Here is a 22,999-nt window from a genome sequence, read left to right as displayed (position 1 = left end):
CTGCCCATGACCACCCAGCACCGGACGGCGCGCCGCGTACGCTCCGCCGCCGCGGCCGCCCTGGTGACGGTGCTCGCCGTCACCACCGCCGCCTGCCAGAGCCAGAGCCCGAAGCCGAACCCGGCGCCGCCGGGCAGCAGCGGCGCCGCGAAGCCGGGCGTGGACGTGAAGGACATCCAGAGCGCGCTCGCCAAGGTCTCCAGCTGGACCGCCGACGACTGGGCCGACTGGGCCGAGAAGAACGGCTTCAAGCCGGAGGACCTGCAGGCGATCAAGGCGTTCTGGGACCGGGGCAGGCTCTCCGGCGCGAAGGGCGTCGACATCGAGAAGCCGGACACCAAGAAGTGGCCGTCGATGGCGGACGTGAACTTCCCGAAGGCCATCGCGGCCAAGCCCCAGCCGCACCCGTACTCCGCGGACACCGCGGTGGTCGGCAAGATCTTCATCCAGACCCCGGAGGGCGAGGGCCAGTGCTCGGGCACCGTGGTGAGCGACCCGGCCCACCCCGGTAAGAGCAACCTGGTGTGGACGGCCGCGCACTGCGCCCACGGGGGCAAGGGCAAGGACTACTTCCAGAAGATGGCGTTCGTCCCCGCCTACAACAAGAGCGGCGCGTCCAGCAAGGGCAAGGACGCCACCCTCGAACAGGTCGCGCCGCTCGGCGTCTGGGCGGCCCGCGGGATGCTGGTGATGCCGCAGTGGCTCCAGAAGGAGGGCGAGCACGGCAGCTCGGCCAGCCAGTTCGACTTCGCGGTGGTCCGGGTGGCCGCGTCGGACGGCTCCAAGCGTTCGCTGGAGGAGACCGTCGGCGGGTCGATGCCGATCTGGTTCGGCGCCCAGCCGGGCGACATCACCTCGCCCTCCTCGTACGGCTACCCGGCCGCGGATCCGTTCGACGGCGAGGAGCTGGAGCACTGCGACTCCGCCCTGAAGCCGACCCCGTTCGTCTTCGACGCCTCCCGGCCGCCGATGCTCGCCATCGGGTGCACCATGACCGGCGGTTCCTCCGGCGGCGGCTGGTTCACCAAGCACGACGGCAAGACCGTGCTGTTCTCCGACAACTCGATCGGCAACGACTCCTGGATGGCCGGCCCCAACCTCGGCCCGGACGCCAAGCGGATGTTCGACGCCTTCGTCCAGGGCAAGGGCGGGCAGCAGTAGTCCGGACGTGCGAACGGCCCGAGGAGGTCTCCCTCCTCGGGCCGTTCGGCGTTCTGCGCGGTGCCGCGGGCGGCTACGCGGTGACGACCGCGTACCGCTCCAGCTCGGCCGCCAGCACCGCCGCCACCTTGGCGTGCAGCAGCGTGCCCTCCGCGGTGTGCTCGGCGGAGAGCAGTTCGCCCTCCGCGTGCACCCGGGAGACCAGGTCGCCGCGGGTGTAGGGCACCAGGGCCCGCACCTCCACGGCGGGGCGCGGCAGCTCCTCGTCGATCAGGGCGAGCAGTTCGTCGATGCCCAGGCCACTGCGGGCGGAGACCACGATGGCGTGCGGCTCGCGGCGCAGCAGGCGCTGGAGCACCGCCGGGTCCGCGGCGTCCGCCTTGTTGATCACCACGATCTCGGGCACGTTCTGCGCCTCGACCGAGACGATCACCTCGCGCACCGAGGCGAGCTGCGTCTCCGGCTCCGGGTGGGAGCCGTCCACCACATGCAGGATCAGGTCGGCGTCGGCGACCTCCTCCATGGTGGAGCGGAACGCCTCGACCAGGTGGTGCGGCAGGTGCCGGACGAAGCCGACGGTGTCGGCCAGCGTGTACAGCCGGCCGCTCGGGGTCTGCGCCCGGCGGACCGTCGGGTCCAGGGTGGCGAACAGGGCGTTCTCCACCAGGACACCGGCGCCGGTGAGCCGGTTGAGCAGCGAGGACTTGCCGGCGTTGGTGTACCCGGCGATGGCCACCGAGGGCACCTGGTGGCGCCGCCGCTCCTGCCGCTTGGTGTCGCGGCCCTTCTTCATCTCGGCGATCTCCTTGCGGAGCTTCGCCATCTTCTCGCGGATCCGCCGCCGGTCGGTCTCGATCTTGGTCTCACCGGGACCACGGGTGGCCATGCCGCCGCCCGAGGTGCCGGAGCCACCGCCACCCATCTGCCGGGACAGCGACTGACCCCAGCCGCGCAGGCGCGGCAGCATGTACTGCATCTGCGCGAGCGAGACCTGCGCCTTGCCCTCACGGGACTTGGCGTGCTGGGCGAAGATGTCCAGGATCAGCGCGGTGCGGTCGACGACCTTGACCTTCACCACGTCTTCCAGGTGGATCAGCTGACCGGGCGTCAGCTCACCGTCGCAGACCACGGTGTCGGCGCCGGTGGAGGCGACCAGGTCGCGCAGCTCCTGGGCCTTGCCGGAGCCGATGTAGGTGGCCGCGTCGGGCTTGTCACGGCGCTGGATCACACCGTCCAGGACTTCGGAGCCGGCCGTCTCGGCGAGCGCGGCGAGCTCGGCCATCGAGTTCTCCGCCTCCTCCAGCGTGCCGTCCGTCCACACGCCGACGAGCACCACGCGCTCCAGGCGGAGCTGGCGGTACTCGACTTCGGTGACGTCCTGGAGTTCGGTGGAGAGGCCGGCCACGCGTCGGAGCGCGGCGCGCTCGGAGCGGTCGTACTGCTCTCCGTCGTAGTTTCCGAGGCCCTCGTCGATCGCCGCGAGGTCCTCGTCCATCAGGGCTTCCGCCTTGAGGTCGGCGAGGCGGTTGGCCGACTCGCTCGATCGGGTGCGGCTGTCGAACGTGGAGGTCATTTCATCCTTGGATAGATCGGCTGGTGCTCTCGGACAACACGGCGGAGCCGCCGTGAATTCCCCACGATGGTCGCACGCCCGCTGTGCCCGAGTCATCCCTTTTACCAGCCGCCCCGGCGGCCCCCGTCACCGGCCCCGGCACGGCCGGCTCCGCCCCGGTCGGCGCGGCCGCCGCCCGGACCGGCACTTCCTCGGGCCCGCCCGGCCGGTACACGTCGTACACGCCCGAGACCCGGAGCATCGCCCGCATCACCGCGGGCAGCGCGGCGGCGTCGGCGAGTTCCAGGGTGTAGCTGTGCCGCACCCGCAGCTGGCGGGGCGGCTCGACGTCGGCGGAGAAGATCGACACGCCCTCGCCGGAGATCGCGGCGGTCAGATCGGCCAGCAGCCGGGGCCGGTTCAGCGCCTCGGCGTGCAGGGTGGCCCGGTAGCCCCACTGCGGGGCGCCGCCGGGCAGCCAGCGAACCGCGACCGCCCGGCGGCCGCCGCGCAGCATCCGGGTGCCGGTCGGACAGCCCGCCCGGTGCACCGCGACGACCTCGCCGCGCAGCACGATGCCGGTCACCTCGTCGGGCGGCACCGGCGTGCAGCAGCGCGCCAACCGGACGGCGGCGCCCGGCAGCTCCGGTGCGTCGGCGGGCGCGGCGGCGGGGGGCGCGGGCGGTGCGGCGGGCACCGGGGCGCCGGCCGCGGGCAGGCGTTCGGCGGCGGGCGCGGGCAGCGGGCCGGCCGCCAGCCGGCGCTCGATGGCGAGCCGGGCGGCGGGCGTGCGGACGTACTCCAGCCACTCCGGGTCGGGGCCGCTGTCCTCGCCGACGGGGGCGGTGAGCAGGCCGAGCACGTCGCCGTCGCGCAGTTCGGTGGAGAGCGCGGTGAGCCGGCCGTTGATCCGGGCGCCGATGCACCGGTGGCCGGTCTCCTCGCCGATCAGGTAGGCGGCGTCCAGACAGCTGGCCCCGGCGGGCAGGTGCAGGGTGGTGCCGTCCTCGGTGACGGCGGTGATCTCGCGGTCGTCGCGCAGGTCCGCCGTGAGCGCGGACCAGAAGGCGTCCGGGTCGGGGGTGTCCTGCTGCCACTCCAGCAGCCGGGCCAGCCAGCCGGGGCGGGCCGGGTCGGTGCGGTCCTCCGGGTCCTCGGCGGCGCCCTGCCGGTCGGTGCGCGGGTCGCCGAGCGCGACCACCCCGGTCTCGGCCACCTCGTGCATCCGCCGGGTGCGCACCAGGACCTCGACCACCTCGCCGCCGGGTAGCGCCACCGCGGTGTGCAGCGACTGGTACAGGTTGAACTTGGGGGCGGCCACGAAGTCCTTGAACTCGCCGGGCAGCGGCGTCCAGCAGGTGTGCAGTTCGCCGAGCACCGCGTAGCAGTCGGCGTTCTCCTCGACCACCACCAGCAGCCGACCGAAGTCGGCGGGCCGCAGCCCCGCGCCGTCCGGGCCGGCCCCGCGTTTGATCATCACCCGGTGCAGCGAGACCAGGTGCCGGGGGCGGACGGTGACGGCGGAGGAGATCCCGGCCTCGGCGAGCTGGCGGCCGAGCTCGGCGGCGAACGGGGCGAGCACGCCGTCCGTCCAGCCGCCGGCCACCGCTCCGGTGCGCTCGTACTCCTCGGGGTGCAGGGTGGCGAAGACGATGTCCTCCAGCTCCGCCTTCACCACCTGGATGCCGAGCCGTTCGGCGAGCGGGATCAGCACGTCCCGGGTGACGTTGGCGATCCGCACCTGGCTGGCCGGCTTCATGTGCCGGATGGTGCGCATGTTGTGCAGCCGGTCGGCGAGCTTGATCACCATCACCCGGACGTCGTCGCCGGTGGCGACCAGCATCTTGCGGAAGGTCTCGGGTTCGGCCGCCGCCCCGAAGTCGACCTTCTCCAACTTGGTGACGCCGTCCACCAGGTACGCGACCTCCGGACCGAAGTCCTCGGCGACCTGATCGAGCGTCACTTCGGTGTCCTCGACGGTGTCGTGCAGCAGCGAGGCGACCAGCGTGGTGGTGTCCGCGCCGAGCTGGGCGAGGATCATGGTGACCGCGAGCGGGTGGGTGATGTACGGCTCGCCGCTCTTGCGGGTCTGCCCGCGGTGGCCCTCCTCGGCGACCCGGTAGGCGCGGGCCAGCAGCGCCAGGTCGGCCTGCGGATGGTGCACCCGGTGCGCCTGCACGATCGGTTCGATGGCGTCGGGGACGGGCGTCCGCCCGGTGGCGAGCAGCGCCGCCCGGCCGGCCCGGCCGAGCGCCGCACGGCTGAAGCGGCTCGCCTGCTGCTTGGACGGCGAGCCCGCCAACTCGGAGCGGATGGTCATCTGCACCTCCGGCAGCAACACCGGAGCGACGGCCGACCCGGTGGTCCATGCTACCGAGCACAGCACGTTCGGCGAGCCCCCACTTCGGCTCTGCCATCGGCATCACCCGAACGGGGGGATTAGCCGGACAGCGGCCGGGGAAGCGGGAGCTGACGATTCGTCGGGCTGACCAGCCGTTACACCAGCACGCCCTCGGCGACGATCACCGCGGGGCCGGTCATCTCGATCCGACCGTCGGGGAACTCCTCGATCACCAGCCGCCCGCCGGGCAGGTCCACCGTCCAGCTGACGGCCCGTCCGGTGTCCGCCGGGTCCAGTCCGGCCCGCCGGATCGCGGCCACCGCGACCGCGCAGGCGCCCGTCCCGCACGAGCGGGTCTCGCCGGAGCCGCGCTCGTGCACCCGCATCGCCACGTGCCGCTCGCCCCGGTCCACCACGAACTCCACGTTCACGCCCTGCGGGTACACGCCCGCCGGCGCGGTGGCCGGCGCGTCGTACAGGTGCCCGGCGTGCGCGAGGTCCGCCACGAACGCGACCGCGTGCGGATTGCCCATGTTGACGTTCAGCGCGGGCCAGCTGCGCTCGTCGACGGTGACGGTGAGGTCGTCCGGGCCGGGCAGCAGCGCGCGGCCCATGTCCACGGTGATCCCGCCCGGGGTGCCGTCGGCGGCGTCCTCGGCGATCCGCACCCGCTTCACCCCGGCCCGGGTGGCGACCGACAGCTCGCCCGGCTTCGCGTGCCCGGCGTGCACCAGGTAGCGGGCGAAGACCCGCACGCCGTTGCCGCACATCTCGGCGATCGAGCCGTCCGCGTTGCGGTAGTCCATGAACCACTCGGCCTGCTCGGCCATCCCCGCCGCCACCGGGTCGGCCGCCGAGCGCACCACCCGCAGCACGCCGTCCGCGCCGATCCCGGCCCGCCGGTCGCACAGGGCGGCGACGGTGGCCGCCGACAGCTCCAGTTCGCCGTCCGGGTCGGGGACGATCACGAAGTCGTTCTGGGTGCCGTGCCCCTTGAGGAAGGCCGTTCCGCTGATTCCGCTGTGCTCGCTCACACCGCCGATGGTAATGGCCGGCGAGGGCTAACCGCGCAGGTGGACGACCCGCCAGACGGCCAGCGCCAGGACGGCGGCCACCACCAGGGTGTAGAGCACGATGGCCTTCCAGCCGGCCCGCTCGGAGCTGCCCCGGCGCGGCACGCCGGGCCACTTGTAACCGGCCCGGCGGGCGGCCATCGCGCCCCAGCCGACCGAGGCGGCGGTGATCAGCAGGCCGAGCATCCCGATCATCGCGGTCGCGCCCTCGCTGCCGAAGGCCAGCGGGAAGGCGAACATCAGCGAGCCGAACATCACCGACGCGGCGATCGGCAGGATCTGCCACCAGCGCAGCCGACGGCGCGGCCGGATGTCCCGCTCGTGCACCACGCCGGGCGCGGCGGCCAGATCGTCGATCGCGGGCAGCGCCACCGCGTACGAGGTGGTGGGGACGGCCAGTTCGGGCAGCGTCTCGGAACCGTCGGACACGTCGCCCAGCAGCTCATCGGTTTCGGGGCCGGTACCCGTTGACACGCGGCCTCCCCTGATGGCTCGACACGAGCTCCGGAGCTCGCGGGCGGTGAGGCCGGCCCGCGTGCCGGGCCTCGGTGCTACCGATGATGGCACGTGGCAAGACCCGGACAGGGCGTCCCACGGGGTGATCGGGTGATCCGATGCCAGGACGTGATCCGGTCGTGACCGCCGGTACCTCCTGCACCTGCGTCTGCCGGTGCAGCTGCCCGGGCGGCTGGCCGGATCACGCCCCCGGGCAGCCGAAATCCGCCGGTCAGCCGGTGTCGCCGGGACGTTCCGGGCGATTGATCAGTTCCATTGCGCGGCCCAGGAGTTCGACCGGATCGGCCCCCTCGGGACGGTCCAGCCAGTGGATCCGCGCGTCCCGCCGGAACCACGACTCCTGGCGCCGGGCGAACCGCCGGGTGGCCCGCACGGTCTCCTCCCGCGCCTCGTCCTCGGTGCACTCCCCGGCGAAGAACGCCAGCACCTGCTGGTAGCCCAGCGCCCGGCTCGCGGTCAGGCCCTCGCGCAGGCCGACCCGCTCCAGCGCCCGCACCTCGTCCAGCAGGCCGGCCTCCCACATCCGGTCCACCCGCAGCTCGATCCGCCGGTCCAGCTCCGGCCGCGGCACCTGCACGCCGATCTGCACCGCCTCGTACACCGCGCGCTGCGTCGGCAGGTTCGCAGTGAACGGCTGTCCGGTGATCTCGATGACCTCCAGCGCCCGGACGATCCGCCGCCCGTTGCTGGTCAGGATCGCCTCCGCGGCCGCCGGGTCCAGCTCCGCCAGCCGCCGGTGCAGCGCCCCCGGGCCGACCTGCTCCAGCTCCTCCTCCAGCCGGGCCCGCACCTCGGGGTCCGTGCCGGGGAACTCCATCTCGTCGATCGCCGCCCGCACGTACAGCCCCGAGCCGCCCACCAGCACCGGCACCCGGCCCGCCGCCAGCAGCCGGTCCATCTCGGCCCGGGCGAGGCGCTGGTACTCGGCCACCGAGGCGGCCTCGGTCACCTCCCAGATGTCCATCAGATGGTGCGGAATGCCGCCGCGCTCCGCCTCGGTCAGCTTGGCGGTGCCGATGTCCATGCCCTTGTACAGCTGCATCGAGTCGGTGTTCACCACCTCCCCGCCGAGCTCACGGGCGATCGCCACCGCCAGATCGGACTTGCCGGCCGCCGTCGAACCGACCACCGACACCACCCGGCGCGGACGTACAGAAGAAGAAGAGGAGGAACCGCTCACCCCACCAGTCTCGCAAAACCCGGGCACCTCTCGTGTCGCGGCCTCGTTCACCGGGGAAGATCAGCTATGTCTGGTACCGATCTGACGGGAAAAGCGAGGAATGCACCCCATGAGCCTGATGGACAACCTCAAGGGCAAGGCCGAGGAACTCAAGGACAAGGCCAGCGAACTGGCCGGAAAGCACGGCGACAAGATCGACAACCTGGTGGACAAGGCCGGCGAGACCATCGACAACGTCACCAAGCACAAGTACAGCGACAAGATCGAGAAGGGCGCCTCGGCCGCCAAGCACGCCCGCGACGACTTCGCCGCGAAGCCGAAGGACGACTGACCGCGACCTCCGGCCCGGTGGTCTGCTGGCGCACTCAGCGCCAGGAGGCCACCAGGTAGCCGACGCCGTACGGGGCGTCCTCGTACCGCAGCTCGCCACCGAGCGTCGCGCCCTCCGCCGCACCCGCGAGCACCTGCCAGGGGGCCCGGCCCTCCACCAGCAGCTCCGCCGAGAGGTCCGCGTCCAGTGCGGCCAGCGCCGACGCGTCCGCGGCGGCCAGCGCCCCCGCCACCGCACGGTCGTAGCCCTCGGCCCGCCCGTCCAGGTACCCAGGGGCCTTCACCGAACGCCGGGCACTGCCGTCGCCCATCACCAGCAGGCCCACCCGATCGGCGAGTCCGGCCAACCCCCGGCCCAGGCCCAGCAACCGCTCGGCGGCCGTGTCCGGCCGCACCGCGACGGCGTGCGTCGGCACCCGGACGCCCGCCTCCTCCAGCAGCCACGCCCCCACCGTCAACGCCGGCGACAGCTCCGGGCCGTCCACCCCGCCCAGCGGCAGCTTCACCGCCTTCGGCACCCCGTACCGGCGGAACGACCCCGCCCCGCCCTCCGTCCACACCCCGGCGCGATCGCCCGTCCCCACCACCACGACGAGCTCCACGTCCGCGAGCCCCCGCACCGCGTCCAGACACGCCCCCCGCAACGCCTCCGCCTCCCCCGCGGCCCCCGCCGCGACCTCGGGCACGAGCAACGGCGGACAGGGGCACACGGCGGCGGCAACAAGCATGTCGATCACTCTACGCGGTGCGAAAACAGGGGCGTGGGGAACTGCGCGGAGCCGAAGGGCCTGACCGCAAGGTCGCGACGAAGGCAATGACTTGCACTTGATCGCGACCTTGCGGACGTTCACTAGTTGCTCGCGCAGTCCCCCGCGCCCCCGGTTTCGCACCCCACGGCGCTCGGCAGGGGTGCCGGAACGCCGATCGACGGGAGGCCGAGGAGCACACCGGCCGGCTTCGCCGCGGGAGCGGCGTTCCGCTTCTCCCAGGCGTCGCCCGCCCGGGTGCGGCGGACGCCGAGGGCGGGGCCCTCCGCGAGGAGGTGGTGCGGGGCGGCGTAGGTGATCTCGACGGTCACCACGTCGCCGGGGCGCACGCCCGCCTCGGGGCGACTGAAGTGAACGAGCCGATTGTCGGGGGCGCGGCCGGACAGGCGGTCGGTGCGGTCGTCCTTCTTGCCTTCGCCCTCGGCGACGAGGATATCCAGCCTGCGGCCGACCTGCTTCTTGTTCTCCTCCCAGGAGATCTCCTCCTGGAGGGCGATCAGCCGGTCGTAGCGCTCCTGCACCACGGCCTTGGGGATCTGGTTGTCCATCTCCGCGGCGGGCGTCCCGGGCCGCTTCGAGTACTGGAAGGTGAACGCGTTGGCGAACCGGGCCTCCCGGACGACGTGCAGGGTCTGCTCGAAGTCCTCGTCGGTCTCGCCGGGGAAGCCGACGATGATGTCGGTGGAGATGGCGGCGTCGGGCATCGCGGCGCGGACCTTCTCGATGATCCCGAGGAAGCGTTCCTGCCGGTAGGAACGCCGCATCGCGCGCAGCACGGTGTCGGAGCCGGACTGCAGCGGCATGTGCAGCTGGTGCATCACGTTCGGCGTCTCGGCCATCGCGGCGATCACGTCGTCGGTGAAGTCCTTCGGGTGCGGCGAGGTGAAGCGGACCCGCTCCAGCCCCTCGATCTCCCCGCACGCCCGCAGCAGCTTGGAGAACGCCTGCCGGTCGCCCAGGTCGGAGCCGTAGGCGTTGACGTTCTGGCCGAGCAGGGTGACCTCGACGACGCCCTCGGCGACCAGTGCCTCGACCTCGGCGAGGATGTCGCCGGGGCGGCGGTCCTCCTCCTTGCCGCGCAGGGCGGGGACGATGCAGAAGGTGCAGGTGTTGTTGCAGCCGACCGAGATGGCGACCCAGGCCGCGTACGCGGACTCGCGCCGGGTGGGCAGGGTGGAGGGGAAGGTCTCCAGCGAGTCCAGGATCTCGACCTGCGCGGTCCGCTCGATCGCGGCGCGCTCCAGCAGCGCGGGCAGGTGGCCGATGTTGTGGGTGCCGAAGACGACGTCGACCCAGGGGGCCTTGCGGACGATGGTCTCGCGGTCCTTCTGGGCGAGGCAGCCGCCGACGGCGATCTGCATGCCGCTGTTGGCCTGCTTGGCGGGGGCGAGCCGGCCGAGGTTGCCGTACAGCTTGTTGTCGGCGTTCTCGCGGACCGCGCAGGTGTTGAAGACCACCAGGTCGGGGTCGGCCTCGGCGGCGGCCTTGGTGTAGCCGGCCTCCTCCAGCAGCCCGGACAGGCGCTCGGAGTCGTGGACGTTCATCTGGCAGCCGTACGTGACGACCTTGTAAGTTCGCAAGCTCTCCTCCATACCCACAGTGCACAAGGGTACGGGCAGCGGCAGGGGCCTCCCGCCGGGCGGTCGGGGCTGGCAGTATCCCTGCCATGGCTGCTTCGAGCGATCCGCCCCGTGCCGGTGCCGTGCTGCGTTCCGCGGTGCGCAGTCCGCTGGTGCGGGTGGTCGTGGTGCTGCTGCTGGTGGCGGGGGGCACGGGCGGTTGGTGGGCGTCCTCGGCGCGGGCCGGGTCGGGGCTGCGCGGGGAGGCGGCGTTCGCGACGGGGGTGTCGCGCGGGGTGTACGACCGGTACGGGGTGCTGCTGAAGGACTCGATGCGGTCGGCGTTGCCCGGGGTGAAGGTCCGGCTGGACAACTCGGAGGGTTCGTTCGACAACCTGGAGCGGGTGCTGTCGGGCCGGGACGACTTCGCGATAGCGACGGCGGACTCGGTGGCCAGCTTCAAGAATCCGCAGAAGTCGGAGCTGCGGGCGATCGCGCGGCTGTACGACGACTACATGCAGCTGGTGGTGCCCGCGGATTCGCCGGTGCACAAGGTGTCCGACCTGCGCGGCCTGCGGGTGGGGATGGGGCTGGGGAAGTCGGGCGTGAACCTGGTGTCCCGGCGGCTGCTGGAGGCGGCCGGCCTGGACCCGGACAAGGACGTGCGTCCGGTGCCGCTGGGGGTGCTGGAGGCGACGAACGGGTTGCGCGACAAGCAGTTGGACGCGTTCTTCTGGTCCGGCGGCCTGCCGACGGCGGCGCTGACCGACCTGTCGGAGCACACCCCGATCCGGATCGTGCCGATGGGCGACCTGTCGGACCCGCTGCACCAGTTGGAGGGCGGCGGGATGGACGCCTACCGGGCGGCGACCATCCCGGCGGACGCGTACCCGCTGGTGGAGCCGGAGCGGACGGCGGTGGCGACGGTGGCGGTGCCGAACCTGCTGGTGACCCGGGCCAACGTGGACCCGGCGCTGGTGGAGGCGCTGACCCGGGTGGTGATCGACAGCCGGGACCGGATCGGCGGCGAGGTGCACGCGGCGCAGCTGGTGGACCTGCGGACCGCGGTGTACACCGATCCGCTGCCGCTGCACGAGGGCGCGAAGCGCTACTACCAGTCGGTCAAGCCCTGACGTCAGTTCCGCTTCCGGCGGGGCACCGTGAGCAGCACCCGCAGCCCGTGCGGTTCGGCGGGCGCGAAGCGGAGGTCGCCGTCGCCGGCCAGCAGCAGGGTGCGGGCGATGGAGAGGCCGAGGCCGGAGCCGTCGACGTTCTGGTGCCGGGAGGAGCGCCAGAACCGGTCGCCGACCCGGGCGAGCTCCTCCTCGGTGAGGCCCGGTCCGGCGTCGGTGACGATGGCGGTGACCTCGTCCTTGGTGATGGTCAGGCCGACCCGCACGGTGCTGTCGGCCGGTGAGAACTTGAGGGCGTTGTCGAGGACGGCGTCCAGCGCGCTGCCGAAGCCGATCGGGTCGGCCCAGGCGTGCGCCATCGGCGGTCCCTGCCAGTGGAGCCGGACCTGGCGCCGGTCGGCGAGCGGCTGCCAGGCGTCGGTCCGGGTGCGGACCAGCGCGGCCAGGTCGACGGGTTCGGGTTCGGGCCGGGAGCCTTCGGCGGTGGCCAGGCCGAGCAGGTCGTCCAGGACGCGGGCGAGCCGGGCGCCCTCCTCGCGGACGGCGGCGATCTCCTCCTCGCTGCCCTCGGGGAGCGCCATCCCGATCAGCTCGACCCGCAGCAGCAGCGCGGCCAGCGGGTTGCGCAGCTGGTGGGAGGCGTCGGCGACGAAGGCCCGCTGCTGGTCGATGGCGAGCACCACGTGGTCGGCCATGTCGTTGAACGAGCGGGCCAGGCGGCGCAGTTCGGGCGGTCCGCCGCTGGGGGCGACCCGGACGCCCAGCCGGCCGGTGGCGATGTCGTGGGTGGCCCGGTCGAGGGTGCGGACGGGGCGCAGCACCCAGCCGGTGAGGCGGACGGCGAGCAGGATGGCGACCATCATGGCGAGCGCCTCGCCGCCGGCCAGCACCAGCCAGCGGTGCAGGATCCGGGCGCGCAGCGGCCCGGTGGGCGATTCGGTGAGCACCACGGCGACCACGTCGCCGTCGCGGACCACGGGCAGGGCGACGGTGAGGGTGCGGTCGGCGGTCCACGGCCACACCTGGGGCGGGTTGTGGCTGCGGCGGCCGGCCAGCGCCTCCCGGTAGGCCTGGCCGCCGGGGCCCTCGACGGGGGCGCGCCAGTCGTCGGGGGCGACGGCGACGGCGCTGCCGTCGCGCTGGAAGACGCCGATCCGGGCGCCGTACAGCTCGCGGTAGCGGGCGGCCTCGCTGGACAGGGCGTGCAGCCGGCCGCCGTCGCCGGGGCCGGGTTCCGGTTCGCCCTTGACGGCGGTGGCGCTGGCACGGCCCTGGGTGGGCAGGTCCTGGGCGAACCGGGCGGCGTCGTCGATCCGGTCGACGACCACCTTGGACTGCTCGGACGAGGCGATCAGGTAGGCCAGCGGCACTCCGAGGGCGGCGAGCACGCAGGCCATCAGGGCGATCAGGATGCCGAGCAGGCGGTTGCGCACGGGCGGTCAGCGCTCCGCGGCGTCGTCGGCGGACGGGTTGTCGGGGATGAGCCGGTAGCCGACGCCGCGGACGGCCTCGACCAGGCCGGGCAGGCCGAGCTTGGTGCGCAGCGAGCCGATGTGGACCTCCAGGGTGCGGCCGTTGCCCTCCCAGCCGGAGCGCCAGACCTCGCTGAAGATCTGCTCGCGGCGGTAGACCACGCCGGGGCTCTGGGCGAGCAGCGCCAGCAGGTCGAACTCCTTGCGGGTGAGCGGCACATCGCGTCCGTTGACGCTGACCCGGCGGCGTTCGCGGTCGATCTCGACGCCGCGGGAGGCGAGCGGGCCGTCCGGCTCGGGGCTGCCGCCGTCCTCGCCGGCCCTGGGGGTGCCGCGGCGGGCCACCGCGTGGATGCGGGCCAGGAGTTCGCCCATGTCGTACGGCTTGACCACGTAGTCGTCGGCGCCGAGGTTGAGGCCGTGGATCCGGGAGCGGATGTCGGCGCGGGCGGTCACCATGATGACCGGGACGCCGCTGCCGGCCCGGATCCGGCTGCACACCTCGAAGCCGTCGCGGTCGGGCAGTCCGAGGTCGAGCAGCACCACCCGGTAGGGCTCGCTGCCGTCCGGGACGAGCGCGTCCAGGGCTTCGTGGCCGCTGCGGGCGTGCCGGACCTGGAAGCCGTGCCGGCCCAGCACCGCGACCAGGGCGGCGGCGACGCGGTCGTCGTCCTCGACCAGGAGCAGGCGCATCGGGCTCCTTCCTGCGGTGTTCGTCGGGATGCGTACGGGCCGGTGGCGCGGTCGCCGTCGGCGGGTGGTCGGCATGGCGCGGGTCCGACGCGGAACCGGGCCATCCTGGCATCCACTCCCATCCGACGGCTCCAGGTCAACCGCATCGGCCGGTCCGTTACCGCTCCGGTATTCGCAGTGCACGACTACCCGGCGTAGCCGAACCGTGATGCTCAAGTTCAGCTCAGATCGGCTGACGGGGCGGCGTGTACCTGCCTAAAGTCGCCCCGTTCGGGGGCCGAGGGCTCCGCCGGCTCCGGCCCCCGAGCATGAGACGGACCATCACCGGCTCTGCGGACCAAGCGAGTTGGCCCCGGGTTCGGAGGACGAGGGAGCGGACGGCGATGACCGAGAACAGTGCCGAGCTGCGCGACACCGCGCCGCTGGTGGCCCTGCGCGGGGTGAACAAGCACTACGGCGCCCTGCACGTGCTGCAGGACATCGACCTGGAGATCGCCCAGGGTGAGGTCGTGGTGCTGATCGGCCCGTCCGGCTCCGGCAAGTCGACGCTGTGCCGCACCATCAACCGGCTGGAGACCATCGACTCCGGGACCATCGAGGTGGACGGCAGGCCGCTGCCGGCCGAGGGCCGCGAACTGGCCCGGCTGCGCGCCCAGGTGGGCATGGTGTTCCAGTCCTTCAACCTGTTCTCGCACAAGACCGTGCTGGAGAACGTGGTGCTCGCCCAGGTGAAGGTGGGCAAGGTCGCCAAGGCCGAGGCCGAGCGGACGGCCCGTGAGCTGCTGGAGCGGGTGGGCGTCGGCGCGCAGGCCGACAAGTACCCGTCACAGCTGTCCGGCGGCCAGCAGCAGCGCGTGGCGATCGCCCGTGCGCTGGCGATGGACCCGAAGGTGATGCTCTTCGACGAGCCCACCTCCGCCCTCGACCCGGAGATGGTCAACGAGGTGCTGGAGGTGATGCGTTCGCTCGCCGCGCGGGGCATGACCATGGTCGTGGTCACCCACGAGATGGGCTTCGCCCGCTCCGCGGCCAACCGCGTGCTGTTCATGGCGGACGGCCGGATCGTCGAGGAGAGCACTCCCGACGCCTTCTTCACCGCGCCGCGCACCGACCGCGCCAAGGACTTCCTGTCGAAGATCCTGCAGCACTGACTCCCCCAGCCGATCAAGCGTCAGTAGCGTCAATCCGCAGTGGCCCGGAGCGTGCCGTGGCCCCTATCGAGGAGAAGAACGACCGATGAAGGCCCGTCGCACCGTTGCCGCAGCCCTGTCCGTGCTCGCCCTGACGGCCGTCGCCGCCTGCGGCAAGGACGGCTCCCCGAGCGACGCCGCCCCCGGCGGCTCGTCCGCTCCGCAGCTGCCGACCTACACCGTCAAGACCGACGCCAAGCTGGACGCCTCCCCGGTGTGGACCGAGGCCAAGAAGCGCGGCAAGCTCAAGATCGGCGCCAAGGCCGACCAGCCGTTCCTCGGCTTCGAGGACGTCCAGACCGGCAAGCGCAGCGGCTTCGACATCGAGATCGCCAAGATGATCGCCGCCGACCTCGGCTTCTCCGCCGACCAGATCGAGTGGCAGACCGTCACCTCCACCAACCGTGAGACCTCCATCACCGGTGGCCAGGTCGACTACTACGTCGGCACCTACTCGATCACCCAGGCCCGCAAGGACAAGGGCGTCGCGTTCGGCGGCCCGTACTACATCGCCGGCCAGTCGCTGCTGGTGAACAAGGACAACACCGACATCACCGGTCCCGAGACCGTCAAGGACAAGTCGGTCTGCACCGCCACCGGTTCGACCTCGATCGCCAACATCCAGAAGTACGGCGCCAAGGTCACCCAGTTCGACAACTACTCGCTCTGCGTGGAGAAGCTGCTGACCAAGGAGGTCGACGCGGTCACCACCGACGACTCGATCCTCAAGGGCTACGCCGCGAAGAACCAGGGCAAGCTCAAGGTCGTCGGCAACCCCTTCTCCGAGGAGCGCTACGGCGTCGGCCTGAACAAGACCGACGCGGCGCTGCAGAAGGCGATCAACGACGCCCTGAAGGCGCACGAGGACAACGGCGACTGGAAGAAGGCGTACGACGCCACCCTGGGCCTGTCCGGCTCCGCCGCGCCGAGCATCCCGGCCCTGGACCCGATCGCCGGCTGACGCCCGGCCAGACCCACTACTGAGAAAGGAGGGCCGCCTGCATGGGACTCATATTCGAGAACGGCAACTTCTCGGCATTCGTCGAAGGTTTCCTGCGGACGATCGAACTGAGCGCGCTCAGCGCCCTGTTCGCGCTGCTGCTGGGCTTCGTGCTGGCGGCCTTCCGGGTCTCGCCCGTCCCCGTCCTGCGGTGGTTCGGCACCGCCTGGGTGACGGTCTTCCGCAACACCCCGCTGCTCCTGCTGTTCTTCGCAGTGACGTTCATGCTGCCGCCGCTCGACGTGCACCTCGACAGCTTCACCGCCGCGGTGATCGCGCTCAGCGCCTACACCGGCAGCTTCGTCTGCGAGGTGCTGCGGGCCGGCATCAACACCGTGCCGCTCGGCCAGGCCGAGGCGGCCCGCTCGCTCGGCATGGGCTTCGGCCAGACCCTGAGCCTGGTGGTGCTGCCGCAGGCGGCCCGCTCGGTGATCTCCCCGATGGGCTCGGTGTTCATCGCCCTGCCCCGCAACTCGGCCATCGCGGGCGCCTTCAACGTGCCCGAGCTGTTCAGCTTCCAGAAGGTCCTGAGCGAGGAGGCCTACGACATCTTCGCCATCTTCTTCTGGATCGCTCTCGCCTACCTGGCGATCAGTTTCTCCATCAATGCCGTCTTCTCCACCCTGGAGCGTCGCGTGGCGGTCGCCCGATGAGCATGCGTACCGCCTCCGTCCTGTACGACGTCCCCGGCCCCCGGGCCCGGACCCGCAACCTGGTCCTCGGCGTCGTCGGCCTGCTCGGCATCGCCGGCCTGTTCTGGTACGTCATCAGCAGCTTCGCCGACGCCGGCCAGTTCGAGGCCGCGCTGTGGACGCCGTTCGAGTACACGGGCGTCCAACAGCGTTTCGTCGACGGCGCGTTGGACACCCTGAAGGCCTTCGGCCTGGCCGCGGTCGGCTCGCTGGTGCTCGGCTCGCTGCTCGCCGTCGGCCGGCTCTCCGACCACTTCGCGGTGCGGGTCGTCTCCACCGTGGTGGTCCAGTTCTTCCGGGCCATGCCGCTGGTGATCATGGTCTTCGCGCTGTACCGCGCGGCGTTCGGCGCCCAGCCGATGTGGGCCCTGGTGATCGGCCTGGCGCTCTACAACGGCGCCGTGCAGGCCGAGATCATCCGCTCCGGCATCAACGCCGTCCCGCGCGGCCAGGCCGAGGCCGCCTACGCCCTGGGCCTGCGCAAGACCCAGGTGATGGGCATCGTGCTGGTGCCGCAGGCGGTCCGCTCGATGCTCCCGGCGATCATCGGCCAGCTGGTGGTCACCCTCAAGGACACCTCGCTCGGCTACATCATCACCTACCCCGAGCTGCTGTGGCAGATGAAGCTGATCGCCTCCAACTCGGACGGCTACCCGTACATCCCGGTGGTCCTGGTCGGCGCCCCGATCTACATCGCGATGTGCCTCGCCCTCGACGGCCTCGCCCGCTGGATCGAGTCCCGGGGCCGCCGCGGCGCGACCCGGCGCAGCACAACCGCTGCTTGACGGACACCCAGGTGATCTGTTGCATTGCTCTTCGTGACACCACCTGGGAGCTCCCACCCGGCAGCTGACGCAACGGCCGACGATCCCGGCTCGAAGGCCCCGACATGGATCCAGTGATCATCGTCGGGGCCGGGCCGGTCGGCCTCGCCCTCGCCCTCGCCCTGGCCCGCAACGAAGTCCCCAGCGTGGTCCTCGACGAGGGCGCCGGCGTCTGCCCCGAGAGCCCCCGCACCGTCGTCCTCGGCGCCGACACCGCCGCCTTCCTCGCCCGCATCGGCTACACCCGGGTCGGCTCCGACGCCGCCCGCTGGGACGCCTTCACCATCTGGCGCCGCCGCGCCGAGGTGCTGCGCCTGCCGCTGGACGACGAGCCGGTCCTGCACCTCGCCCAGCACCGCCTCCAGCGCGGCCTGCGCGACGCCGCCACCGCCACCCCGCTGATCCGCCTCACTCCGCGGCACCGGGTGGTCGAGCTCACCCAGGACCTCGACGGCGTGACCGTCCGCACCACCTCCCCCGACGGCGAGAACCGCTGGCACGGCAGCCACCTGGTCGGCTGCGACGGCGCCCGCTCCACCGTCCGCAAACTCCTCAGGATCAGATTCCCCGGCCGACCCGCCGTCGACCGGCACGCCGTCGCCACCGTCCGTGTCGACCTGCCCTTCCCCGGCGAGGCCCGACTGCACCGCGAACCCCCGTGGCGCGGCGACCGCGAAGCCTCCGCCCGCCCGCTGCCCGACGGCCTGTGGCGACTCGACTGGCGGCTGCCCCCCGGCCGCCCCCAACCCACCGAACCGGTCGACCCGCACGCCACCTGGCCGGGCATCGTCACCGGCGACACCCTGCTCACCCGGGTCACCTCCGCGCTCACCGGCTGGTGCGGCGAACTCCCGCCCCACCAACTGCTCGCCGCCGCCGACCACACCTACCAGCAGCGCCTCGCCGGACGCTTCCGCACCGGCCGCTGCTTCCTGGCCGGCGACGCCGCCCACCTGCACGGCGCCCTCGGCATGCAGAACCTCGCCGACGGCCTGCGCGACGCCGACAACCTCGCCTGGCGGCTCGCCCTCGCCTGGCACCTGCCGCCCGACGGCGCCCCCGCCGAGAGCGCCCTGCTCGACGGCTACGAGAGCGAACGCCGCGGCGCGGTCGGCGCCCGACTGCGCGCCGTCGACCAGACCATGCCGCTGCTCCGCCCCCTGCGCGGCTGGGCCCAGACCCGGCGCTCGCTCGTCTCCGGCTCCTTCCGCAAGCACGCCCCGCTGCTCGCCGACGGCCAACTCGGCACCGGCCGCTTCGGCGGCGCCCCCGCCTACCCGGCGACGCCCGCCGGCGTCGCCGTCCGGGTCCCCGAGCAACGCGGCACCGGCCGCGGCACCTCGCTCACCGAACAGCTCACCCCCACCACCCCCGGCGTCCAGGTCCCCGACCTGCCGGTGGTCACCGCCGACGGCACCGCCGACACCCTCCGCGCCCGCCTCGGCACCGTCTTCCTGCTCGTCCTGGTCGCCCCCGGCACCACCGTCTGGTCCGCCGAGCACTGGCTCGGCGCCGGCCTGATGCCCCGCCTCACCGAACTCGCCGACGCCCTCCCCGTCCCCACCGAAGTCCTGGTCACCGACGCCTACCCCGGCGCCACCCCCCACACCGTCCTCCTCGTCCGCCCCGACGGCCACCTCCTCGGCACCACCCCGGGCCTCCACCCGGAAACCCTCCACACCCTCACGGCCCCGCTGTCGGCTGCGCCGGGCCTGGAACAGGGAGCCGCAGGCTGAATCAGGCGCGACCGGAGGGGCGCCGACCAGAGAGCAGGGAGAGCACGACCAGGGGCGCGGGCCCGCTCGCCCGCTACCGCGCGAACTCCGTCGCGCGCGACTCCCGCACCACCGTGATCCGGATCTGCCCCGGGTACGTCAGTTCCTCGCGGACCTGCCGGGCCACCTCCCGGGCGATCTCCTGGGCGCGGAGGTCGTCGACCTTCTCCGGTTGCACCATCACCCGGACTTCGCGTCCGGCCTGCATGGCGTAGACCTTGGTGACTCCGTCGTGGGCCCGGGCGATCTCCTCCAGGCGTTCGAGCCGGCGGACGTACGCCTCCACGGATTCCTTGCGTGCGCCGGGCCGGCCGGCCGAGCAGGCGTCCGCGGCCTGGGTGAGGACGGCCTCGACGGTCTTCGCCTCGATCTCGCCGTGGTGGGCGGCTATCGCGTGGACGACCTCCGCGGACTCCCCGTGCCGACGGGCGAACTCCGCGCCGGTCAGGGCGTGGCTGCCCGCCACCTCGTGGCTGAGCGCCTTGCCGATGTCGTGCAGCAGCGCGGCGCGGCGCACCGGCTCCGGGTCGACGCCCAGTTCCGCGGCCATCACTGCGGCGAGGTGCGCGGACTCCACCAGGTGGCCGAGCACGTTCTGCCCGTAGGAGGTGCGGTAGCGCAACGTGCCGAGGGTGCGGACCAGTTCGGGCGCCATCCCGTCCGCGGTGCCGATGCCGACGGTGAGCAGGGCGTCCTCCCCCGCCCGGACGCAGAGCCGTTCGACCTCGCTGCGGCTGCGCTCGTGCGCCTCCTCGATCCGGGCGGGGTGGATCCGCCCGTCGGTGAGCAGCGATTCGAGGGTGAGTCGGGCGCTCTCCCGCCGGACGGGGTCGAAGCAGGAGAGTTGGACCAGCCCGGGGGTGTCGTCGACGATCAGGTTGACGCCGGTGACGGCTTCGAAGGCGCGGATGTTGCGGCCTTCCCGGCCGATCACCCGGCCCTTCATGTCCTCGCTGGGCAGCCGGAGCGTGGTGACCACGGTCTCCGCGGTGTGTTCGGCGGCCAGTCGCTGGACGGACGAGGCGATGATCTCGCGGGCCCGGCCCTCGCCTTCGACGACCGCGCGCCGTTCGATCTCCCGGACGGTCAGCGCGGCTTCGCGGCGGGCCTCGGCCTCCGCGGCACGGACCACTTCGTCCCTGGCCTGGGCGGACGTCAGCCCGGCGGTGCGTTCCAGCAGCAGTCGGCTCTTGGCGCTCTGTTCGGCGAGTTCGCCGCGGATCCGCTCGGATTCGGCGGCGCGGGCGGCGAGTTCGTCCTCGTGCAGGTGCAGGCGCTGGAGTTCGGCGGTCAACCGCTCTTCGCGGCGGTCGAGTTCGGCGCGGCGTTGACGGAGCATCCGGAGCGCGGCGACCAGCACCAGGCCGAGGGCGGCGATCAGGATGCCGGCGGCCAGCAGCAGGGAGGAACCCGTTCCGGTGTTCTGAGCGATCCCCATCCGGGCACTCCCCGTCCTGCGCACGCTGCCGCCGAGGTGACCTCCGCGATCGTCCAGCCACTGAGTGCGAGGCTAGGCGGAGGTTACGAAACGGTCAAGATGCGATCGAGAATTGGCTCCGGTGATCCGATCAGCGGTCATCGCCCGCCGTCAGTTCACCTACCAGTCGTCGCCCTCCTCCTGCGGTTCCGCGTCCAGCGCCTCCCGGACCACCCGGAACGCCAGGCCCTCCGAGTAGCCGCGCCGGGCCAGCACTCCGACCAGCCGGCGCATCCGTACGTCCCGGTCCAGCCCGGCGGTGGAGCGCAACTTCCGTTCCACCAGGGCCCGGGCGGCGTCCGTCTCGTCGTCGGCGTCGACCTGGAGCAGGGCGCGTTCCGCGGTCTCCCCGGTGACGCCCTTGGTGCGCAGCTCCTGGGCCAGCGCCCGCCGGGACAGTCCGCGCACCGCGTGCCGGGACTCCACCCACGCCTCGGCGAAGGCGGCGTCGTCGATCAGCCCGACCTCCTCCAGCCGGGACAGCACCTGCTCGGCGACCTCGTCCGGAATCTCCTTGCGGCGCAGCGCATCGGCCAACTGCTTGCGGGACTTGGCGGCGCCGGTGAGCAGCCGCAGGCAGATGTCCCGGGCCCGGTCCGCCGGGTCCCCCTGCTCGGCGGCGGCCCCCTGCCCGCGCCGCTTGCCCCGCGCCCCGGGCTCGGCCGTCCGCTCCGGCTCGCCCGCCGGCCGCTCGGCCTTCGCCCGCCGCTTCGGCCGGGGCTGCTCCTCGGCCGGTGCCGCGACCGGAAGTTCACCGAGCGCGCTGCGCCGCCGGCGCCGCCCCCCGGCCAGTTCGGACGCCCGCACCAACCCGGGCAGCTCCTCCACCGGGAGCTCCGCGGACGGCTCCTCGGCCACCGCCGCGAACCAGTCCGGCGGACCCGGGGCGTCGTCCTCCTCCGCGACGGCCGCGAACCAGTCCGGCGGGCCGAAGGCGTCGTGCTGTTCTTCTCCCGATACGCCCACACCGGGCCCGTCCTCGGACGGACCCGGTGCCGGGTGGTCGATGTGGTGCCGGTGAGTCAACGGATCAGCCCTTGGCGGCGGCCGCCGTCTTCTTGGCGGCGGCCTTGGCGGGGGCGGCCGCGGCCGGGATCTCCACCGCGGGGGCGCCGCCCTCGGCCTCGGCCGGCTTCGGGCCGATGCCCAGCTTGCCCTTGATCTTGGCCTCGATCTCGTCGGCCAGCTGCGGGTTGTCGCGCAGGAAGTTGCGGGCGTTCTCCTTGCCCTGGCCGAGCTGGTCGCCCTCGTAGGTGTACCAGGCGCCGGACTTGCGGATGAAGCCGTGCTCCACGCCCATGTCGATCAGGCCGCCCTCGCGGCTGATGCCCACGCCGTAGAGGATGTCGAACTCGGCCTGCTTGAACGGCGCGGCGACCTTGTTCTTGACCACCTTGACGCGGGTGCGGTTGCCGACCGCCTCGGTGCCGTCCTTCAGGGTCTCGATGCGCCGGATGTCGAGGCGGACCGAGGCGTAGAACTTCAGCGCCCGGCCACCGGTGGTGGTCTCGGGGGAGCCGAACATCACACCGATCTTCTCGCGCAGCTGGTTGATGAAGATCGCGGTGGTGTTCGACTGGTTCAGCGCACCGGCGATCTTGCGCAGCGCCTGGCTCATCAGGCGGGCCTGCAGACCGACGTGCGAGTCGCCCATCTCGCCCTCGATCTCGGCGCGCGGCACCAGCGCGGCCACCGAGTCGATGATCACCAGGTCGATCGCGCCGGAGCGGATCAGCATGTCGGTGATCTCCAGCGCCTGCTCACCGGTGTCCGGCTGGCTGACCAGCAGGGCGTCGGTGTCCACACCGAGCTTCTTGGCGTACTCGGGGTCGAGCGCGTGCTCGGCGTCGACGAAGGCGACGGTGCCGCCGGCCTTCTGGGCGTTGGCGGCGAGGTGCAGGGTCAGGGTGGTCTTGCCGGAGGACTCCGGGCCGTAGATCTCGATCACTCGGCCGCGCGGGATGCCGCCCACGCCCAGCGCCACGTCGAGGGCGGTGGACCCGGTGGAGATCACCTCGATCGGCTCGTTCGCCTTCTCGCCGAGGCGCATCACCGAGCCTTTGCCGAACTGCCGTTCGATCTGGGCGAGTGCGGCCTCCAGGGCCTTCTCGCGATCCGTTCCTGCCATGGCTTCCACCCTCGGGTTCTGTGCGTTGCGCTTCATCGTCATCGACGCTAGCGCGTCCCACCGACAATCGGCCCCGGACGGGCTCGGCCTGTGGAAAACTCTGCGCCGAAGCGTACAAAGAACACACGTTCGAATC

At 72.5% G+C, this 22,999-nt stretch carries 20 protein-coding genes; 8 read left to right on the top strand and 12 right to left on the bottom strand.

Going from position 1 to position 22,999, the window contains the following annotated elements:
• The first annotated feature begins 6 nt into the window (after positions 1–6).
• Positions 7–1,161, top strand: coding sequence for a serine protease (locus tag CG736_RS32880; protein ID WP_043909803.1), 1,155 nt, complete (start codon positions 7–9; stop codon positions 1,159–1,161).
• A gap of 73 nt (positions 1,162–1,234) precedes the next feature.
• Here the strand turns inward: CG736_RS32880 and hflX are convergent, their stop codons facing one another.
• The 5 genes from hflX to miaA form a co-directional block, all read right to left on the bottom strand.
• On the bottom strand, positions 1,235–2,734 hold the full coding sequence (gene hflX / locus CG736_RS32875; RefSeq protein ID WP_100589777.1) for a GTPase HflX: 1,500 nt from the start codon (positions 2,732–2,734) through the stop codon (positions 1,235–1,237).
• 1 nt (position 2,735) lies between these two features.
• Positions 2,736–5,033 carry a bifunctional (p)ppGpp synthetase/guanosine-3',5'-bis(diphosphate) 3'-pyrophosphohydrolase gene (locus CG736_RS32870; RefSeq protein ID WP_100589835.1) on the bottom strand — a complete coding sequence of 766 codons (2,298 nt, stop codon included), beginning with the start codon at positions 5,031–5,033 and terminating at the stop codon, positions 2,736–2,738.
• A gap of 176 nt (positions 5,034–5,209) precedes the next feature.
• Positions 5,210–6,088, bottom strand: a complete 879-nt coding sequence (gene dapF, locus CG736_RS32865) for a diaminopimelate epimerase (protein ID WP_198520693.1) — start codon at positions 6,086–6,088, stop codon at positions 5,210–5,212.
• Positions 6,089–6,115: 27 nt separating this feature from the next.
• Entirely contained in the window at positions 6,116–6,601 is a 486-nt protein-coding gene (locus tag CG736_RS32860) for a hypothetical protein (protein WP_100589776.1), read from the bottom strand.
• Between the two features lie 253 nt (positions 6,602–6,854).
• Positions 6,855–7,823, bottom strand: coding sequence for a tRNA (adenosine(37)-N6)-dimethylallyltransferase MiaA (gene miaA / locus CG736_RS32855; RefSeq protein ID WP_100589775.1), 969 nt, complete (start codon positions 7,821–7,823; stop codon positions 6,855–6,857).
• A 109-nt stretch (positions 7,824–7,932) separates the two neighbouring features.
• Here miaA and CG736_RS32850 point away from each other — a divergent pair, with 109 nt between their 5' ends.
• Positions 7,933–8,154, top strand: coding sequence for an antitoxin (locus CG736_RS32850; protein WP_043909793.1), 222 nt, complete (start codon positions 7,933–7,935; stop codon positions 8,152–8,154).
• Positions 8,155–8,188: 34 nt separating this feature from the next.
• Here CG736_RS32850 and CG736_RS32845 read toward each other — a convergent pair whose 3' ends face one another.
• Together CG736_RS32845 and miaB are read right to left on the bottom strand one after the other, a co-directional pair.
• Positions 8,189–8,881 carry a hypothetical protein gene (locus CG736_RS32845; protein WP_100589773.1) on the bottom strand — a complete coding sequence of 231 codons (693 nt, stop codon included), beginning with the start codon at positions 8,879–8,881 and terminating at the stop codon, positions 8,189–8,191.
• A gap of 122 nt (positions 8,882–9,003) precedes the next feature.
• Positions 9,004–10,512 (bottom strand): tRNA (N6-isopentenyl adenosine(37)-C2)-methylthiotransferase MiaB, encoded by a 1,509-nt coding sequence (gene miaB, locus CG736_RS32840; RefSeq protein ID WP_100589772.1) that lies wholly within the window; start codon positions 10,510–10,512, stop codon positions 9,004–9,006.
• Positions 10,513–10,586: 74 nt separating this feature from the next.
• Between miaB and CG736_RS32835 the strand changes: the two genes are divergently transcribed.
• Entirely contained in the window at positions 10,587–11,612 is a 1,026-nt protein-coding gene (locus CG736_RS32835) for a TAXI family TRAP transporter solute-binding subunit (RefSeq protein ID WP_100589771.1), read from the top strand.
• Between the two features lie 2 nt (positions 11,613–11,614).
• Here CG736_RS32835 and CG736_RS32830 read toward each other — a convergent pair whose 3' ends face one another.
• Together CG736_RS32830 and CG736_RS32825 are read right to left on the bottom strand one after the other, a co-directional pair.
• Complete coding sequence (locus CG736_RS32830; protein WP_100589770.1) at positions 11,615–13,045, bottom strand: HAMP domain-containing sensor histidine kinase; 1,431 nt, start codon at positions 13,043–13,045, stop codon at positions 11,615–11,617.
• A 6-nt stretch (positions 13,046–13,051) separates the two neighbouring features.
• Entirely contained in the window at positions 13,052–13,777 is a 726-nt protein-coding gene (locus CG736_RS32825) for a response regulator transcription factor (protein WP_043909782.1), read from the bottom strand.
• A gap of 422 nt (positions 13,778–14,199) precedes the next feature.
• Between CG736_RS32825 and CG736_RS32820 the strand changes: the two genes are divergently transcribed.
• The 5 genes from CG736_RS32820 to CG736_RS32800 all read left to right on the top strand — a co-directional run bounded on the left by CG736_RS32820 (position 14,200) and on the right by CG736_RS32800 (position 19,219).
• On the top strand, positions 14,200–14,928 hold the full coding sequence (locus tag CG736_RS32820) for an amino acid ABC transporter ATP-binding protein (RefSeq protein WP_198520696.1): 729 nt from the start codon (positions 14,200–14,202) through the stop codon (positions 14,926–14,928).
• Between the two features lie 85 nt (positions 14,929–15,013).
• Complete coding sequence (locus tag CG736_RS32815; protein WP_100589768.1) at positions 15,014–15,928, top strand: glutamate ABC transporter substrate-binding protein; 915 nt, start codon at positions 15,014–15,016, stop codon at positions 15,926–15,928.
• 41 nt (positions 15,929–15,969) lie between these two features.
• A complete protein-coding gene (locus tag CG736_RS32810) occupies positions 15,970–16,620 on the top strand; it encodes an amino acid ABC transporter permease (protein WP_043909777.1) in 651 nt (216 codons plus the stop codon).
• Positions 16,617–17,444, top strand: a complete 828-nt coding sequence (locus CG736_RS32805; RefSeq protein WP_100589767.1) for an amino acid ABC transporter permease — start codon at positions 16,617–16,619, stop codon at positions 17,442–17,444. Before CG736_RS32810 ends, CG736_RS32805 begins: the two co-directional genes overlap by 4 nt.
• A gap of 104 nt (positions 17,445–17,548) precedes the next feature.
• The gene (locus tag CG736_RS32800) at positions 17,549–19,219 is read left to right on the top strand and encodes an FAD-dependent monooxygenase (RefSeq protein ID WP_232734339.1); all 1,671 of its coding nucleotides are present in this window, start codon (positions 17,549–17,551) and stop codon (positions 19,217–19,219) included.
• Positions 19,220–19,292: 73 nt separating this feature from the next.
• Here CG736_RS32800 and rny read toward each other — a convergent pair whose 3' ends face one another.
• From rny to recA, 3 genes are all read right to left on the bottom strand, one after another.
• Positions 19,293–20,696, bottom strand: coding sequence for a ribonuclease Y (rny, locus tag CG736_RS32795; protein ID WP_232734338.1), 1,404 nt, complete (start codon positions 20,694–20,696; stop codon positions 19,293–19,295).
• 159 nt (positions 20,697–20,855) lie between these two features.
• A complete protein-coding gene (locus tag CG736_RS32790) occupies positions 20,856–21,701 on the bottom strand; it encodes a regulatory protein RecX (RefSeq protein ID WP_232734337.1) in 846 nt (281 codons plus the stop codon).
• Positions 21,702–21,765: 64 nt separating this feature from the next.
• Positions 21,766–22,863: a recombinase RecA gene (gene recA / locus CG736_RS32785; RefSeq protein ID WP_043909771.1), complete on the bottom strand. Its 1,098-nt coding sequence runs from the start codon at positions 22,861–22,863 to the stop codon at positions 21,766–21,768.
• Positions 22,864–22,999 lie beyond the last annotated feature (136 nt).

Source organism: Kitasatospora sp. CB02891 (genome assembly GCF_002803145.1).
GTDB classification, from domain to species: domain Bacteria; phylum Actinomycetota; class Actinomycetes; order Streptomycetales; family Streptomycetaceae; genus Kitasatospora; species Kitasatospora griseola.
Note: the sequence above shows the minus strand (reverse complement) of the source record. Positions and strands in the feature narration are given on the sequence as shown.

Coding starts and splice junctions, on each gene's coding strand:
- CG736_RS32815 (WP_100589768.1), top strand. CDS start 15,014: ATGAAGGCCCGTCGCACCGTTGCCGCAGCCCTGTCCGTGCTCGCCCTG.
- CG736_RS32845 (WP_100589773.1), bottom strand. CDS start 8,881: ATGCTTGTTGCCGCCGCCGTGTGCCCCTGTCCGCCGTTGCTCGTGCCC.
- hflX (WP_100589777.1), bottom strand. CDS start 2,734: ATGACCTCCACGTTCGACAGCCGCACCCGATCGAGCGAGTCGGCCAAC.
- CG736_RS32805 (WP_100589767.1), top strand. CDS start 16,617: ATGAGCATGCGTACCGCCTCCGTCCTGTACGACGTCCCCGGCCCCCGG.
- CG736_RS32810 (WP_043909777.1), top strand. CDS start 15,970: ATGGGACTCATATTCGAGAACGGCAACTTCTCGGCATTCGTCGAAGGT.
- rny (WP_232734338.1), bottom strand. CDS start 20,696: ATGGGGATCGCTCAGAACACCGGAACGGGTTCCTCCCTGCTGCTGGCC.
- CG736_RS32800 (WP_232734339.1), top strand. CDS start 17,549: ATGGATCCAGTGATCATCGTCGGGGCCGGGCCGGTCGGCCTCGCCCTC.
- CG736_RS32825 (WP_043909782.1), bottom strand. CDS start 13,777: ATGCGCCTGCTCCTGGTCGAGGACGACGACCGCGTCGCCGCCGCCCTG.
- CG736_RS32850 (WP_043909793.1), top strand. CDS start 7,933: ATGAGCCTGATGGACAACCTCAAGGGCAAGGCCGAGGAACTCAAGGAC.
- recA (WP_043909771.1), bottom strand. CDS start 22,863: ATGGCAGGAACGGATCGCGAGAAGGCCCTGGAGGCCGCACTCGCCCAG.
- CG736_RS32880 (WP_043909803.1), top strand. CDS start 7: ATGACCACCCAGCACCGGACGGCGCGCCGCGTACGCTCCGCCGCCGCG.
- CG736_RS32835 (WP_100589771.1), top strand. CDS start 10,587: ATGGCTGCTTCGAGCGATCCGCCCCGTGCCGGTGCCGTGCTGCGTTCC.
- CG736_RS32870 (WP_100589835.1), bottom strand. CDS start 5,033: ATGACCATCCGCTCCGAGTTGGCGGGCTCGCCGTCCAAGCAGCAGGCG.
- miaB (WP_100589772.1), bottom strand. CDS start 10,512: ATGGAGGAGAGCTTGCGAACTTACAAGGTCGTCACGTACGGCTGCCAG.